Origin of the sequence: Lentzea aerocolonigenes (assembly GCF_000955955.1) — a bacterium.
Taxonomy (GTDB): Bacteria; Actinomycetota; Actinomycetes; order Mycobacteriales; family Pseudonocardiaceae; genus Lentzea; species Lentzea aerocolonigenes_A.
Map to the genome: position 1 here is coordinate 21,035 of NZ_JYJG01000004.1, position 14,915 is coordinate 35,949.

The following is a 14,915-nucleotide window of genomic DNA, read 5'->3' on the forward strand; positions in this document are numbered from 1 at the left end:
TTTCCTTTTTGTGAGGTCACCGGCAATGCGCCTTATGGGTGACGCGGGACACATCAATCGCAACACTCCGTGCGCGACGGTCGGATAGGTTGACCGGCATGCGTCGACTTGTCGTCCCGTTCGTGCTGGCAGCGGTCCTGACCGGGTGTTCTTCGACCGAGCAGGGGACGCCCTCGGCGGGCAACCCGACCAGTGGGACACCGACGACCGGAACTTCTGCCGGTACTGCCCCCGTGGACAGGCCCAAGGCCGTCGACATGAAGACCCTCGACCCGTGCTCGCTGATCACGCCGGAGACGAAGAAGGCTCTCGGCATCCGCACCGCCGAGGCGCTCCCCGCGGACAACGACTACGGCGACGGCGCGAAGGCGTGCGGTACGACCTACGAGGACCGAACGTACAACTGGGACATCGAGACGATCGTCAACGGCGGTGTCGCCAGGCTGAAGTCGACCGAGGGCAAGGCGCGTGAACTGACCGAGCTCAAGATCGCCGGTTATCCCGCCTATCTCGGCAAGGGGAAGTCGCAGGGCACTGGCTCGCCCCAATGCGAGATCTACATCGACGCGCACGACGATCAGCTGCTGCTGGTCTCGGTGAGCGCGCCGTTCAGCGGCACCGTCACCGAGGACAGTGCCTGCGACAAGGTCAAACCGCTCGCGGAGGCGGTAGGAGCCGTGCTCGCCACGAAGTGAGTAGAAGTACTCCCCTTGTACCGGGAACCGGTCACTCGCGTCATGCATCAGAGCTAAAGTCGTCCCAAATGCACACGCGGCCCGTTGCTGTGGGGCCGTACTGAGGAGGGTGTGCCGTGTATCTCGCGGATGGTGGTGGGGGTGGCGTGTCCACGCCCACGGAGTTCGGTCAGCGCAAGCTGAAGGTGGACCCGTCTGCCATTCCAGAGGCCAGAAAGGCCTTCGAACACGCGCTCGACGAGTTCGACGCCAAGATCAGGCGTGCGGTGGACCACCTGCCCACGAAGCCGTGGGCAGAAGACCCGATCAGCAGCGAGACGTCGAAGGCGTTCAACGAGCAGACGTCCGACAAGGCGCTCGCGGCGCTGAAGTTCTACCGCGAGCAGCTCGTCGGCGTGATCAGCCAGCTCAAGATGATCGAGGAGCAGTACCGCAAGGTCGAGGGCGACAACACGGCCATGTGGGGCAAGCACCAGCGAGACCTGGGCTGAGAGGGGGACTGACCGATGACTGACCACCGCTTTCAGGGGTACGCACACCCCGAGCTGTACAAGATGATCAACTCTGGTCCTGGCGTCTCCGCCTCCATCCCGGTGGAGCAGGGCTGGAAGACGATCAAGGAGACGCTCGCCCAGATCGACGGCGACCTGCACACCGCGCTGAGCAAGATGGGTGCGGGCTGGGAGTCCGACGCCGCCGACGCCGCGGGTGCCGCGCTGTCGCCGCTGGCGCAGTGGGCCGGGTACGCCGAGCAGGGCTCCGGCACGATGGAGAGCTCCGCGCGCCTGCAGGGCGAGTTCATCGCCGACGCGCGCAAGAAGATGCCCGAGGTCGTCCCGGTCACCACCGAGAAGCCCGGCCTCCTCGACATCGCGGTCGGCGGCCTGACCGGTCCGGTCGGCATGGCGCACGTCGTGGGCCAGCAGTTGGACCACGAGAAGCAGGAAGCCGCCGCGGACAACGCCGCAGCCCAGGCCGTCAAGGTCATGGAGGACTACCAGTCGGACAGCCGCTGGAACTCCTCGACGCTCGGTGAGTTCCCGGAGCCGCCTCAGGTCGTGATCGACACGCCGCCTCCTGCCGGGTCCGGCACGGAGAACACGCGCGTCGGCTACTCGTCCACCGGCACGCCCACGGTGTCCGGCCACAACACCGGCACGACGAGCCCGTCCTGGGCCACGCCGCCGTCGACGCAGCAGCACGTCCAGACCTGGACGCCGCCGCCCACCGACACGACGCACACGTCGTGGGTGCAGCCGCCGACGCCGACGCCGACGCCGCCGGTGCACACGCCGCTGCCCACGAACCTCCCGACGCCCGAACCGCGCCCGACCCCGGTCGGCCCGGTGTTCACCCGGCCCACCACGAGCGGCACCACCGGTGTCCGCGGTGGCGGTGCCGGCGGCGTTCGTGGTGGTCAGCTCGGGTCCGGCAAGGCGTTCGGCCCGATGTCCGGCTCGCTCGGCGCGTCCGGTCAGCAGGGCTCGATGAAGCCCGGTGCCATGGGCATGGGTTCCGGTCCCGAAGGCATGCGCGGTGGGGCCATGGGTTCCGGCGGGGCTGCCGGCAAGGGCGGTGCCGCGGGTTCGGGCGCTGGTGGCGCGCACGGCCAGAAGGGCGAGGGCGAGGACGACATCGAGCACAAGGCGGCCGACTACCTGGTCGAGACCGACGACGTGTTCGGTGACGAGCGCATGGTCGCGCCTCCGGTCATCGGAGGCTTCTCGGAGTGAGCCTGTTCGGCGCACCGGCGGAGAGGGAGCCGATCACTCTCTCCGCCGAGGAGTTCGACGTGGTGTGGGAACGGATGAACGTCGGCCCGATGCCGCTCGTGCTCAAAGTTCCCACTCCCGGTAAGACGCGAGACGAGCGGATCACCCTCGAAAACCGCGTCTACCAGCAGTTGGACTACCGGCGCCTGGGCAACTCGCGCGGTCTTTCGTCCGAACTGGACGGACTGCTGCGCATGTTCGTGAAGCCCGAGCGGGAGGCGGACGGCCGCCTCTGGCTCGGCCACAGCCTGCGTGTCCTGGCCGTCGCGAACGGCGACTGGGGCGCGCTGGCGACGTTGCGGGACGACCAGCTGACGTTCCAGCCGTGGGCGGGCTCCGGCCTTGCCTCCGCGGTGCTGTCCGTGCTGCCCGCGCACCCGGCCGGAACCGGTCTTTCGGTGACGCTGCCCAGCGCGGACATCGAGAAGGCGATCTCCCAGACCGACGGCTCGCCGAAGTCGATGGAGGCCGCCTTCCGGGGCGTCGGCCTGCGTGAGGCGGACGCGAAGGCGTTGGTGCAGATGTTCACCGGCATCGTGCACACCGGGAACTTCGGGGCAGCGGCACGGGACAAGTACGGGAAGCGGTGCAGGCCCGAGCGCGTGATCGCGTTCTTCGACACCGAAGAGGGCCGCTACCTGCAGCAACGTCGTTCGTCGAACGGTCAGCCACCCTGGAGCACGTTCACGCCGACCGATGCTCGGCGGATGATGCACCAGGTGGACGAGCTGATCTCCGAAGCGGTTCGTTCCGCAGGCGGCTCGAGTCTGGTTTGATCTGAGCACCGCCGCCGTGGCCAAGACCCCTTGGAGACGGCGAAATGAGCATCGACAGACGGCAATTCCTGCTGGCTACAGGGGCTGCCTTGGTCGGGACGTCAGCGTTGACGGGGACTGCTTCGGCAGCGTCCTCGGCAACGCTCTGGCAAGAGTTCGTGGCGAACCCCTACAACCACCCGCAGATCCCGAACATCGCGTACGCCGGCTACCGGATGGGCGAAAAGCCTGCTCACCGGCCCGTGCTCGCGAACGTGCTGTTCTTCGGGGCTCGCCGGGACGGTTCCGCGGACGCCGCGCCCGCGATCAACAAGGCCATCGAGTTCGTCGGCCGCTTCGGTGGCGGCACCGTCTACGTGCCGCCGGGCCGCTACCGGATCGACGACATCATCCGCGTCGGCTACGACAACGTGGTGCTGCGCGGCGCCGGCAGCTCGAAGACCACCTTCTACGCGACCCGGTCGCTGGAGGAGATCGTCGGCATCAACCGCAGCCGCTACGGCTCGGAGAACTCGGCGTGGAGCTGGTCGGGCGGACTGGTGTGGGTGTGCCACCGCGACCGGTACCAGCCGTTGGTCGACGCGATCAAAGCGCACAAGTGGCCGTTCGAGGGCTGGACGGGCAACGAGCTGGAGCTCGGTTCGACCCTGACCGGCGTCACGGGGTCCGCTGCGCGTGGTGCGTTCGTCGTGACCGTCGAGAATGGACACAAGCTGCGTGCCGGTCAGCGCGTGCTGCTGCGGGTGGACGACGACGGCTACTCGCTGCCGAAGCACATGTGCGGCGACGTCGAGGGCACGAAGACCTACAAGTGGGACGACAAGGACAAGCTCCTGTCGTACTTCCCGTTCCTGTGGCCGGTGAAGATCGAGTGGGTGCGCGGCAACAGGGTCAAGCTCGCGCAGCCGTTGCCGGTGGAGATCCGCCCGGAGTGGAAGGCGCGCCTGACGACGATGGCGCCGGTGATCACGGGTGCCGGCGTCGAGGGCATCAAGATCGAGATGTTCAAGGTGCCGACGCCGAAGCACCTGCAGGACAAGGGGTACAACGGTCTCGCGTTCCAGTGCGCGTGGGACTGCTGGGCCGACGACGTGCACGTGCAGGACGTCGACAACGGGTTCCTCCTGGTGTCCTCCAAGGGAATCTCCCTGCTGAACACTCGGGTTTCCGGCCGTGGTCACCACCACGCGTACGCGACGCGCGAGCAGTCGCACGACAACCTGACGGATGGCTTCGTGATCGAGGCGCCGTCCGAGCCGTCGCAGGCGGGCGCGGGCAACCACGGGCTGAACGTCGAAGGCCTGTCGTGCGGCAACGTCTGGACGCGCGGCAAGATGGACTACGACGTCTTCGACACCCACCGCGGTCTGCCGTTCGGCAACGTCCGCACCGAGATCACCATCAACAACGTCGGTGCACACGGTGGCAGCGCCAACGCGGGCCCGTTGTACGGAGCCAGGTTCGCGCACTGGAACGTCACCGTCACGAACCAGCGTGCCGGCAACGTGCGAATCGACCAGGTCGCGCCGTGCAGTGCGACCGTGGCGATCTCCGAGGTCCGCGACTTCGGTCAGATCGACAAGCCGGACTTCGCCGGTGCGTTGAACTCGCGGCTGGAGCTCTACGGCACGAACGAGGTGACTCCGAAGAACCTCTATGACGCGCAAAGGAAGTTGCGCCGGAACTAGCCGCGCATAGCGATCGGCAGCGAGCGCGTCACGTCGGCGAGATCGGTGGGGAGCACGAAGCTCTCCACCGATCTGCTGATCCGTCGCGTCCAGCCTCGTTCGGTGAGTTCGAGCCGGTACGACAGCGAGACGCCTGGCAGATCGCTGGGTGTCGAGTCGGCGAGCAGCAGGTGCTGGCCGTAGTTGCGTCCTGCCTCGCTGAGCGCCTGCAGGACCTTGAGGAGTTCCGGGTCGGCCTCGACCAGGTCGCGCACGCCGTTCACGCAGACGAGCAGTTCCGGCAGCGGGTGCTTCAGTTCTTTCTGGGCGAGCAGTGCCGCGCGGTAGTCCCAGGTGGTCCGGAAGCCGTTGTCCGCCAACGTCCTGGCGCGTCGGTCGAGGTCGTCCAGCAGATCTCCGTGCCATACGTGCGGTGCTTCGTCGAGGCCGGTGGGGCCACCGATGAACGTGACTCGCAGGTCGTCCGGTGAGTGGCGCAGCAGCTGGCCGAGAATCAGCGCGTTGAGGGCTTCCGCGCGTCGTTCGGGTGGTGCGACGACCTCGCCGTGCGGGCCCATCCCGTCCTGGAGGTGGGTGGACTTGAGGTCCACCTCCACCGGCTGGCCGTGCTCGTCCGCACCCACCGGAGCCCGGTACTGCAGGGCGACGGGACGGGGCCGCCACGCGTGTTTCGGCAGGTCGTGGAGCGTGAAGAAGTCCGGCGCCGGTTCGGTCCGGTGCATGAGCAGCGGCAACGAGACCGCGAGCTCTTCGAGGTTCGCGGGTGCGGTGCAGTCGTCGATCTGCAGGTCCGTTGTCGCGTGTGGACTGTCGAGCAGCAGCTGGATTCCCGACTTGCCGACGTCCTTGGCGACGATCACGAGGTCCGCGGCGAACGACGGATCCGCTTTGACGATGTCCTCGAACCCGTTGACGCAGACCAGAAGCTGAGGCAGCACCTGGTCGAAGCCGCGGTGGTGGAAGATCGTCCAGGTGTTGCCGACGACTTCGAGCCTGCGCTGCGACTCGGCCAGCAGCATGTCCGCGAGCTGCGCGGGATTCCTCGTCGCGTTGCGGTGATGGCTCTGCACGTGCGGCGCCTGGTCGAGTCCGGCGAAGGCATCCGTGTCGTGCGCGTCGATGAGGATCGTCTGGAACAGCCTGGGCGAGTGCGTGGTCATCAGCCCCAGCACCAGACTCCGGAACGCGCCCGGCGAGGTGATGCTGAGATGCGATCCCGTGCGCCACTTGCCGTCGACGAACCGGGTGAGCTCGACGACGACCGGTTCGCCGGCGCCGTCGACCCCGATCGGGACCTTCCACCACCGGCCCTTCCACGCGAGCGTCCTGCTGAACTCGTGGATGCCGTGCAGTGCGAGGAAGTCCAGCACTTCGACCTGCAGGCGAACGTTGTCGGGAAGATCGCCGAGCACACGGGCGGTGATGACCACGTTGACCTCGTGCGCCGTCGTGGTGATCCACCGGACGGCGTCGGCGAGCCCGGGATCGCTTTCCGCGCACAGCTTCCAGTCGTCGATCAACAGCGTCGCGCCGGGTTCACCACCGCGCTCGAACCAGGTCAACAGGTTCTGGCGGCGGCGTTCGTCGGCGGGGTCGAAGCTGACGGCGGCCTGCGACTCGCCGCGCCCGATCCGGTAGACCCCTTGTCCCGCAGGGGTTCGCAGGCCGGTGAGGCGTGGCGGCCCGACCAGGGCGAGAGGCGTCACGGCACCGCGATCTGCGACTGGACCGGGCCTGGGAGGGTGAGGGCGAAACCGGGCCGGTCCGGCACCAGGGCGGCCTGACGTGCGTCGAGCAGCGACGTGGCCGGGTCGTCGAGCCGGAACTCGATCGCGAAGCCCAGGTTCTTCATGATGAAGGCCGGAACCTCGGCCCACGTGCGGGCGGTGACCACGACGTGGCGTTGCGGGTCCAGCGGTTCGCCGGGACCGTCCAGGAGCTGGTAGTTCGGCAGTTCGTCACCGAGAACCGTCGCCAGCGTGCGCAGGGCCGTGCTCTTGCCCGTGCCCGGTTTGCCGACGATGGCGCCGTAGCGCGCTTCCGAGGTGAAGATCGGGGTGAAGACGGCACGGCGTTGCTCGAACGGGATGTCCACGATGCCCATGGCGCCGGGAGGAAGCATGTCCAGCTTCAGCTCGACCGGACTCTGGTGCAGCGGCGGCAGGACGAGCGGGTGGGCGGGTGGACCGGAGTCGGCCAGCGCCTGCGGCAGCGTCTCGGCCCACTCCTCGAGGTCGTACGGCGGTGTCGCGGACGGCCACTCCGGCAGCCTGGCGCGCAGCTGTTCGGGGAACGCCTCGCCGGAGAAGAGCAGGTAGACGCCCATGACGCGGCCGGCGCCGGTCAGGGCGTCCAGGGTGTCCTTGAAGCGGGGATTCCGCTCGATCAGCACCTCGGCGCTGTCCACGCAGACGAGCAGGGCCGGGAGCGGGTCGAGGCGCGGGTTCTCGTCGCGCTTGTCGCGGTAGTCGTTGTAGTTGCGGCACCCGTCGGTCTTGTGCACCAGTTCCTGCCGCCGGTTGAGCTCGCCGTCGAGACCGATCCGGAACCGCTCGAGGACCTCGTCGGAGTCGTCGCCGGTGAGGCTGAAAGCCATGTGCGGTGCGGGGCTCAGGCCGTCGAAGACACCGGTGTTCAACATGTCGAAGCAGCCGATGTTGAGGTCTCTCGACGAGTGCGTGGCCATGAGTCCGAGCAGGGCGGCGAGCAGCTTCTGCTCCCGTTGCGCGGCCGTGCCGAGGTAGGTGCCCGAATACCCGTCCGCACCAACGGCGATGTGCAGGTAGACCGGCCAGCCGCGCTCATCGGAACCGACGGCGGTCCTGAGGTCGCGCCGCTGCTGCTTGTTGCTCAGATCGGTCTCGATCTCGTGCAGAGCCAGGAAGTCCGCCGCCTCGCCGAGCAGATGGCGCCGCAGCCGTCCCGGCACGTCCGACCACTTCCGCGCCGTGACCACGACCTGCACGCCCCGCGCGGGCCCGAACGCCGCTATCCACTCGACGACCTGGTCGAGCTCCGGGTCGTGTTGCACGCACAACGCCCAGTCGTCCACCAGCAGCACCGCACCGGACGGCGCCCCGCGTTCGAACCAGTCCAGCAGACTCCGGCACCCCATCTGGTCCGACGGGTCGAAGGTCGCCGACACCGGCAACGGGTCCGCCCCGCGCCCGATCCGGTAGACGGCCATGTCCGGCGCGGCCGCGAGAGCCGCCGTCAGCCGCTCCCTCGTCGCCTGGCCGGAACCGACGACCGCGAAGTTCCTGATCACGGTCCAGATATACCAACAGCTCCGGGGCCGCCGCTGCCGCTTCGCTAATGTGGGCGACGTGCCAGCCAAGCCCGTCGACCCCGCCGAGATGCGAGCCGCCGTGCAGGCCGTGCTCCCGTGGCTGCGAGGCGAGGCCGACCAGCCGGCACGCCCGCTGCTGGCCGCCGCCGTGCGCCTCAGCCTGCGCACCCTCGAGCAGATCGCACCTGGCCGCAGCGTCGAGGTCCGCGTCCCGCCGTTCGCCGCCGTGCAGTGCGTCGAGGGCCCGCGGCACACCAGAGGCACGCCCCCGAACGTGATCGAGACCGACCCGCGCACCTGGCTGGAACTCGCAGTCGGTTCTCTCGCCTGGGCCGAGGCCGTGGACGGCGGTCGGGTCACCGCCTCAGGGACCCGAGCCGACCTCTCCCACCTCTTGCCGGTCGTGCGCTTCTAGAACCACGACCCGATCGTGTTGTCGTAAACGGACTTCGCACCGTCCGAAATGGCGCCGCCGACGTCCTTCACGACCTCGACACCACCCTCGACCACGGCCTTGCCACCCTCGTAGACGTCCCGTCCGAGCTCACCGGCGTTGCCCAGTGTGTCAGCGGCCACGTCAACGACATCGCTGCCCAACTCGCCCACCGTGCCGACCGCGTGCCTGCCTGCGTCGCCCCAGTTGCCGTGCGAGATGTCGTCGACGACCTGGCCGCCACCGCGCCAGACGTCCTCGCCCATGTCGACGACCTCCTTGCCGGTGTTCACGCCCCAGTCGATGACCGGCCCGACACCGGGAATGTTCGAACCAGGCACCTCGACCGGCGTCGGCGAGTCCTGCCACCGCTGCTCGGTGACGTCACCGCCGTGCCCGGTAGCGATCTTCGCCAGGTTGCCCAACGACTCGGAACCCTTGTCGTAGTACGACGAGTGCGCTTCCCCGACCCAGGTCTGGCCGGAGGTGCCGAACTGCTTGGCGCCGAACGAAGCGTCGTACGGACCGGTCGACGACCCGTCCTTGGTGAACCAGTCGCCACTCGTGCCCTGGATGACCGGGTCGTGCTCGGTGCCGCCGACGTACACGTGCCCGGCACCCGGTCCGAGCTGGTTCACGTTGGACGCACCGACGCCCGGCGACCCGACGAATGCGATGTCGTCCGCCTTGAGCCCGTTGTCCATCGCCGAGTACCCGACGACCGTGCTGCCGTAGCTGTGCCCGATCACCGTGACGTGCGCGCCCGGGTTGACCGCGCGGTAGTTCGCGACGTCCTGCGCGAGGAGCTTGCCGCCCTCGATCGCCTGTGCCGGGTCGTTGACCTGGCCGAGCGCTGCGGCAGGCGCGTCGTACCCGAGCCACTGGATCGCGGCGCCGTCGGGCCCCATCGCGTTGCTGAGGTTCGCGGCCTGCGACATGCTGAAGCCGCCTTGGAGGTCCGAAGTCGTGCCGGGCACGCAGACAGCCAGGTTCTTGGCGGTGTCCGGGTTGCCGAACGCCACCGCCATCGTGCCTTCCTTGAGCCCAGGACCGTCCGGGCTGTAGGCGAGGATGTATGGCGTCTTGCCGCTGTCCTTGCCCAGCTTGATGGCCTTGTCCATCGAGCCCTTCGCGGCCTCGGCGTTGTGGGCGCGACGTGCGGCTTCGTCGTATTGGGACAAGAGCTGCGACCCCTGCGGGTCGTTGCGCAGTGCTCGCTGGCCATCCGACGAGTTCGGGTCGACGCCCAGCTCACGAGCGCGGTCAGCCAACTGCTGCTGCAGAGCGGTCTTCTGGCTGTTGAACCGGCCGATGTCATCGGTGATGCGTGCGCGGTTCGCCTTGTCGAGCACCTCGGCCGGCAAGCCGGGAAGCTGGCCGAGTTCCTGGAACTTGGTGTCCAGCAACGCCTTCTGCTGATCCGCGCTGAGTGACTTCCACCAAGCCGCGACCGTCTTCGGATCGGTGCCTGGTGGAGGCACCGGAGGAAGTGCCCCTGCACCGCCGGCGCGCTGTGCGGCACGATCCCAGCCGCAGTCCGTGCGAGCGGATTCCTCGAAGCCGGGCGGGATCTTGGTGAGCGCGCCCGCGTAGGACCGCAGCACGTTGTCGTAACCCGACTTCACCTTGTTCAGGGAGTCGTTGACCTGGTTGGCGAGCGTGCGGGTCTGCTCCTCGTCGAGACCCGGAGGACGGCTGCGCCACACGTTGATCGCCTGGTCCGCAGCGCCGCGCATCTGACCGTAGGCACGGGATGCCGCCTGAACGATGTCCACGCCCGCGCCCAGTCGTTCGGCGGCGGCCTTGGTGGCTCTCGTGGACAGTTCGGCGCGTGCGGTGAACTTGGTGGAGGCTTGGCCAACCCAGTTGCTCACCGCGGTCTTGCCACCCTTGGCCACCGAGTCACCGGCGCGGCCGACGGCACTGATCGCACCGGTGATCGGATCCGCGGCGGCAGCGATCCGGCTGACATCGCCAGATGCGAGCTTGCCGTAGAGGCTCTCCGGATCCGTGTAGCTCACTTGCCGCCCCCAAGTCCCTGAACGAGCTTCATCAGCGCCGAGGCGTGGTCGTCGTCCGTGCGCTGGTAGGCATCGGCGTTCGAGACCAGGCCTTCCGCCGCGTCGGTGATCCACGCGGAGCCTCGTTGGAGGTCCTGCGAGTGCGTTCCGACGAACTTGGACAGGGCGTCGGCGAACTCCGCGGCTGCGTCGACCTCACCCAGCGCGCCAGCGTCGAGCTTGAGCATCGAGATCATCTCCGCCGCCTCGCGCACCGCGTCGGAGCCGTTGCCGAACTCCTTGGACGCGTTGCGCAACAGCTCTGGCTCAACGCCGAACATCGCACACCCCCTGATTGGTCCTCGATCACTGCGACGCACGCACATCATCGCCGGTTCCTCCGTCGCGGGTGGACCGTTTCAGGCACGATGACCCCCATGGTGCAGACGGGGTGGACGGCCGAGCGGTGGACCGCTGTGTTCATCGAGCAGGCGGAGATGTTCCGCAAGGCAGTGGCTGACGCGGATCCGGCGGCCGAGGTGCCGACGCGTCCGGGATGGACCGTGCAGGACCTCGTCGTGCACCTCGCGCGCTTCCTGGAGACGTCCACGGCCTACCTGCGCACCGGCAGCCGCAACCCGATGAAGCCGCCGGCGCCGAGGGGCGGGCTGTCGCCGCTCGAATACCTCGACCTGCAGCTGGCCGAGGCCGGAGAGGTTCTCGCGGCCGTACCCGGCAATCGGCCGGTGTGGACGTTCTCACCCGCTGCTCCCGATCTGGCGTGGGTGTGGCACCGCCGAATCGCGCACGAGACGGTGTTGCGCCGGTTCGACGCGCAGACGGTCGTCCGCCAGGTGGTCGCCACGGACGCGGACCTCTGCGTCGACGGCATCGACGAGGTGCTGACCACGATCGTCGCGGCCAAGCTCGACGGTGATTCGCCCAGTGAGGTGTCCGGCACGGCCGTGGTGCGGCCGACCGACGTACCCGAGTCCTGGCTGATCTCGCTCACCGCGGGCGAGGTGCCCCAGACCCGTGCCGCCGCACCCGGCGAGGAAGGCGACGCGCAGGTGACCGGGGACGCGGAGCTCGTCTACTTCTGGCTCTGGAACCGGATGAACCTCAAGGAGATGACCGGCGACCAGCGCGTGCTGGACGTCCTGAAGGTCGGACGGGGGCACTGATGCGCAAGCTCACCGCTGTAATGGTCGGTTGTCTGGTGCTCACGGGGTGCGCGGCCTCCTGGCAGGGGGACGAGGTCCGCTACCGGATCAAGGCCGTCGACAACTCCACCCCCACTGAGTACTTCGAACTCGAACTGGCAGGTAGTGCACCGAAGGGCGCGTTGGACGCGGCCGACATGGCACGTGAGTTCGTGCAACCGAGCGACGTCAGTGGTGGTGCCGCCGCCGGTGACGAGGTGCTCTGCCTGGTCGAGCAGAAGAAGGGCAGCGCGATCGGTGACTCGCACGTCGTGACCCGGGTGAAGAGCTGCAAGAAGGCGTGATTGGCAAGATCATCGTGCGCTGAAGGCGTTTTCGGCGTCCGAAGGCATGAGTTTGGTCACCTCACCAGGGGTTCGAGGGGGGTGGTTGGCCCCCTGCTCCACTTACACTCGGGACGTAGCCAGCCCCGTCGTTAGGGAGCCAACTCGGTGGTCGCCGACCAGTCCCAGCCCGAACAGGAACCCCGTGAGGAGTGCGGCGTCTTCGGCGTCTGGGCTCCCGGTGAGGACGTCTCGAAGCTGACCTACTACGGGCTCTACGCCCTGCAGCACCGCGGCCAGGAGGCGGCGGGCATCTCGGTCGGTGACGGGGCTCAGGTCGTCGTCTTCAAGGACCTCGGGCTCGTCAGCCAGGTGTTCGACGAGCAGGTGCTCCAGAGCTTGAAGGGCCACGTGGCCGTCGGGCACTGCCGTTACTCCACCACCGGGTCCACGACCTGGGAGAACGCGCAGCCGACGTTCCGCACCACCGCTGCCGGCTCGGGGCTCAGCCTCGGCCACAACGGCAACCTGGTGAACACCGCCGAGTTGCTGGAGAAGGCCAAGGCGCTCGGCATCGTCGAGCGCAACGGCGCGACGACCGACTCGGACATCCTCTGCGGCCTGCTCGCCCACGCGGCGGCCGACAAGGGCATCGAGCAGGCGGCCCTCGAACTCCTCCCGACGGTCAAGGGCGCGTACTGCCTGACCTTCAGCGACGAGTCCACGCTCTACGCGGCGCGTGACCCGCACGGTGTCCGGCCGCTGGTGCTCGGCCGGCTGGAACGCGGCTGGGTCGTGGCGAGCGAGACCGCGGCGCTGGACATCGTGGGCGCGAGCTTCGTGCGCGAGGTCGAGCCCGGTGAGCTGATCGCCATCGACGAGAACGGGCTGCGGTCCTCCCGGTTCGGCAACCCCGACCCCAAGGGCTGCATCTTCGAGTACGTCTACCTGGCGCGGCCGGACACGACGATCTCCGGCAGGGGCGTGCACGCCACCCGCGTCGAGATCGGCCGCCGGCTCGCCAAGGAGCACCCGGTCGAGGCGGACCTGGTGATCCCGGTACCGGAGTCCGGCACGCCGGCCGCGATCGGGTACGCCCAGGCCAGCGGCATTCCGTACGGCACCGGCCTGGTCAAGAACGCCTACGTCGGCCGCACGTTCATCCAGCCGTCGCAGACCATCCGCCAGCTCGGCATCCGGTTGAAGCTGAACCCGCTCCGGGACATCATCCGGGGCAAGCGGCTGGTCGTCGTGGACGACTCGATCGTCCGCGGCAACACCCAGCGCGCGCTCGTCCGCATGCTGCGCGAGGCCGGTGCGCTTGAAGTGCACGTCCGGATCGCGTCGCCGCCCGTCAAGTGGCCGTGCTTCTACGGCATCGACTTCGCCTCGCGTGCCGAGCTCATCGCGAACGGCCTGGACGACGACGGCATCCGCCGCTCGGTCGGTGCCGACTCGCTCGGGTACGTGTCGCTGGAGCAGCTGGTCGCGGCGACCGAGCAGCCCAAGACGCGGTTGTGCTCGGCGTGCTTCGACGGTGAGTACCCGATCGAGCTGCCGGCGGACGCCCTCATGGGCAAGCACCTTCTTGAAGGGCTCAAGGGCGTGTCGGGCTCGGCCGCTCCCGTCCTGGCCAACGGCTATGGTGCCGAAGACGCCTTGCGTCGTCCCTGAGCACCCAAGATCCAAGTGGAAGAAGTTGACGTGACCGACAGCGCCAAGGCCACCTACGCCGCCGCCGGAGTCAGTATCACCGCAGGTGACGAGGCGGTGGAGAAGCTCAAGCCGTGGGCGGCCAAGGCGCACCGGCCCGAGGTTCTGGGTGGCATCGGCGGGTTCGCCGGCCTGTTCCAGCTCAAGCTCGACCGCTGGAAGGAGCCGATCCTCGCGTCCTCCACGGACGGCGTCGGCACCAAGATCGCGGTCGCGCAGGCGCTCGACAAGCACGACACCGTGGGCATCGACCTGGTCGCCATGATCGTGGACGACCTGGTCGTCTGCGGTGCCGAGCCGCTGTTCGTGCAGGACTACATCGCGGTCGGCAAGGTCGACCCGGACAAGATCGCGTCGCTGGTCAAGGGCATCGCCGAGGGCTGTGTCCAGGCCGGTTGCGCGCTGCTCGGCGGCGAGACGGCCGAGCACCCCGGCCTGATGGGCGACGACGACTACGACATCTCCGGCACCGGTGTCGGCGTGGTCGAGCAGTCCAAGCTGCTCGGCCCGGACCGCGTGCGCGACGGCGACGTCGTGATCGCGATGGGCTCGTCCGGCCTGCACTCCAACGGCTACTCGCTCGCCCGGCACGTGCTGCTGGAGATCGGGCGCATGCCGCTGGAGGGTCACGTCGAGGAGTTCGGCCGCACCCTCGGCGAGGAGCTGCTGGAGCCGACCAAGATCTACGCCAAGGACTGCCTCGCGCTGATCGCCGAGACGGAGGTCCGCGGGTTCTCGCACGTCACCGGTGGTGGCCTCGCCGCGAACCTGGCGCGCGTGCTGCCGGAGGGCCTGCACGCCACGCTCGACCGCGGTACCTGGTCGCCCGCGCCGATCTTCCAGCTCATCGCCCAGCGCGGCCGGGTGGAGCGCGAGGAGATGGAGAAGGCGTTCAACATGGGCGTCGGCATGGTCGCCGTCGTGGCGCCCGAGGACGTCGACCGCGCACTGGCCGTGCTCACCGCGCGCCACGTCCCGTCGTGGGTGCTCGGCGAGATCTCCAAGGCCGAGGTCGGCGGCGCCGCACTCGTCGGAGACCACCCCAGGTTCTGAGACAACCGGT

At 68.5% G+C, this 14,915-nt stretch carries 14 protein-coding genes; 10 read left to right on the forward strand and 4 right to left on the reverse strand.

Features of this window, described 5'->3' with window-relative positions; translation table 11 throughout:
* Positions 1-98: 98 nt before the first annotated feature.
* From UK23_RS01455 to UK23_RS01475, 5 genes are all read left to right on the forward strand, one after another.
* Positions 99-695, forward strand: coding sequence for a DUF3558 domain-containing protein (locus UK23_RS01455; protein ID WP_082114333.1), 597 nt, complete (start codon positions 99-101; stop codon positions 693-695).
* Positions 696-841: 146 nt separating this feature from the next.
* Positions 842-1,186: a hypothetical protein gene (locus UK23_RS01460; protein WP_045309580.1), complete on the forward strand. Its 345-nt coding sequence runs from the start codon at positions 842-844 to the stop codon at positions 1,184-1,186.
* Positions 1,187-1,201: 15 nt separating this feature from the next.
* Positions 1,202-2,428, forward strand: coding sequence for a PPE domain-containing protein (locus tag UK23_RS48160; RefSeq protein ID WP_052684286.1), 1,227 nt, complete (start codon positions 1,202-1,204; stop codon positions 2,426-2,428).
* Positions 2,425-3,243 (forward strand): ESX secretion-associated protein EspG, encoded by an 819-nt coding sequence (locus UK23_RS01470; RefSeq protein WP_045309498.1) that lies wholly within the window; start codon positions 2,425-2,427, stop codon positions 3,241-3,243. Before UK23_RS48160 ends, UK23_RS01470 begins: the two co-directional genes overlap by 4 nt.
* Positions 3,244-3,401: 158 nt before the next feature.
* Positions 3,402-4,931 (forward strand): glycosyl hydrolase family 28-related protein, encoded by a 1,530-nt coding sequence (locus tag UK23_RS01475; protein ID WP_196777575.1) that lies wholly within the window; start codon positions 3,402-3,404, stop codon positions 4,929-4,931.
* Here UK23_RS01475 and UK23_RS01480 read toward each other — a convergent pair.
* Complete coding sequence (locus UK23_RS01480; protein ID WP_045309500.1) at positions 4,928-6,637, reverse strand: hypothetical protein; 1,710 nt, start codon at positions 6,635-6,637, stop codon at positions 4,928-4,930. The two genes, UK23_RS01475 and UK23_RS01480, sit on opposite strands and share 4 nt — an antisense overlap.
* On the reverse strand, positions 6,634-8,199 hold the full coding sequence (locus tag UK23_RS01485; protein WP_045309501.1) for a hypothetical protein: 1,566 nt from the start codon (positions 8,197-8,199) through the stop codon (positions 6,634-6,636). Before UK23_RS01485 ends, UK23_RS01480 begins: the two co-directional genes overlap by 4 nt.
* Before the next feature lie 88 nt (positions 8,200-8,287).
* On the opposite strand from UK23_RS01485, the gene UK23_RS01490 reads away from it, so the two are divergent.
* A complete protein-coding gene (locus UK23_RS01490; protein ID WP_419503861.1) occupies positions 8,288-8,635 on the forward strand; it encodes a sterol carrier family protein in 348 nt (115 codons plus the stop codon).
* On the opposite strand, the gene UK23_RS01495 is transcribed toward UK23_RS01490, so the two are convergent.
* The gene (locus tag UK23_RS01495; RefSeq protein ID WP_063778030.1) at positions 8,632-10,674 is read right to left on the reverse strand and encodes an alpha/beta hydrolase; all 2,043 of its coding nucleotides are present in this window, start codon (positions 10,672-10,674) and stop codon (positions 8,632-8,634) included. The genes UK23_RS01490 and UK23_RS01495 overlap by 4 nt on opposite strands.
* On the reverse strand, positions 10,671-10,994 hold the full coding sequence (locus tag UK23_RS01500) for a type VII secretion target (protein ID WP_045309503.1): 324 nt from the start codon (positions 10,992-10,994) through the stop codon (positions 10,671-10,673). The genes UK23_RS01495 and UK23_RS01500 overlap by 4 nt, the downstream gene beginning before the upstream one ends.
* A gap of 96 nt (positions 10,995-11,090) precedes the next feature.
* Between UK23_RS01500 and UK23_RS01505 the strand changes: the two genes are divergently transcribed.
* The 4 genes from UK23_RS01505 (at position 11,091) to purM (ending at position 14,905) form a co-directional block, all read left to right on the forward strand.
* Entirely contained in the window at positions 11,091-11,837 is a 747-nt protein-coding gene (locus tag UK23_RS01505) for a maleylpyruvate isomerase N-terminal domain-containing protein (RefSeq protein WP_045309504.1), read from the forward strand.
* Positions 11,837-12,160 (forward strand): hypothetical protein, encoded by a 324-nt coding sequence (locus tag UK23_RS01510; RefSeq protein ID WP_045309505.1) that lies wholly within the window; start codon positions 11,837-11,839, stop codon positions 12,158-12,160. The genes UK23_RS01505 and UK23_RS01510 overlap by 1 nt, the downstream gene beginning before the upstream one ends.
* A 147-nt stretch (positions 12,161-12,307) precedes the next feature.
* A complete protein-coding gene (purF, locus tag UK23_RS01515) occupies positions 12,308-13,813 on the forward strand; it encodes an amidophosphoribosyltransferase (protein WP_045309506.1) in 1,506 nt (501 codons plus the stop codon).
* A gap of 30 nt (positions 13,814-13,843) precedes the next feature.
* Positions 13,844-14,905, forward strand: coding sequence for a phosphoribosylformylglycinamidine cyclo-ligase (gene purM / locus UK23_RS01520; RefSeq protein WP_045309507.1), 1,062 nt, complete (start codon positions 13,844-13,846; stop codon positions 14,903-14,905).
* The last annotated feature ends 10 nt before the right edge of the window (positions 14,906-14,915 follow it).

Excerpts from the sequence above, each read along its gene's own strand:
- UK23_RS01455 (WP_082114333.1), top strand. The coding sequence starts at position 99 with ATGCGTCGACTTGTCGTCCCGTTCGTGCTGGCAGCGGTCCTGACCGGG.
- UK23_RS48160 (WP_052684286.1), top strand. The coding sequence starts at position 1,202 with ATGACTGACCACCGCTTTCAGGGGTACGCACACCCCGAGCTGTACAAG.
- UK23_RS01490 (WP_419503861.1), top strand. The coding sequence starts at position 8,288 with ATGCGAGCCGCCGTGCAGGCCGTGCTCCCGTGGCTGCGAGGCGAGGCC.
- UK23_RS01500 (WP_045309503.1), bottom strand. The coding sequence starts at position 10,994 with ATGTTCGGCGTTGAGCCAGAGCTGTTGCGCAACGCGTCCAAGGAGTTC.
- UK23_RS01505 (WP_045309504.1), top strand. The coding sequence starts at position 11,091 with ATGGTGCAGACGGGGTGGACGGCCGAGCGGTGGACCGCTGTGTTCATC.
- UK23_RS01510 (WP_045309505.1), top strand. The coding sequence starts at position 11,837 with ATGCGCAAGCTCACCGCTGTAATGGTCGGTTGTCTGGTGCTCACGGGG.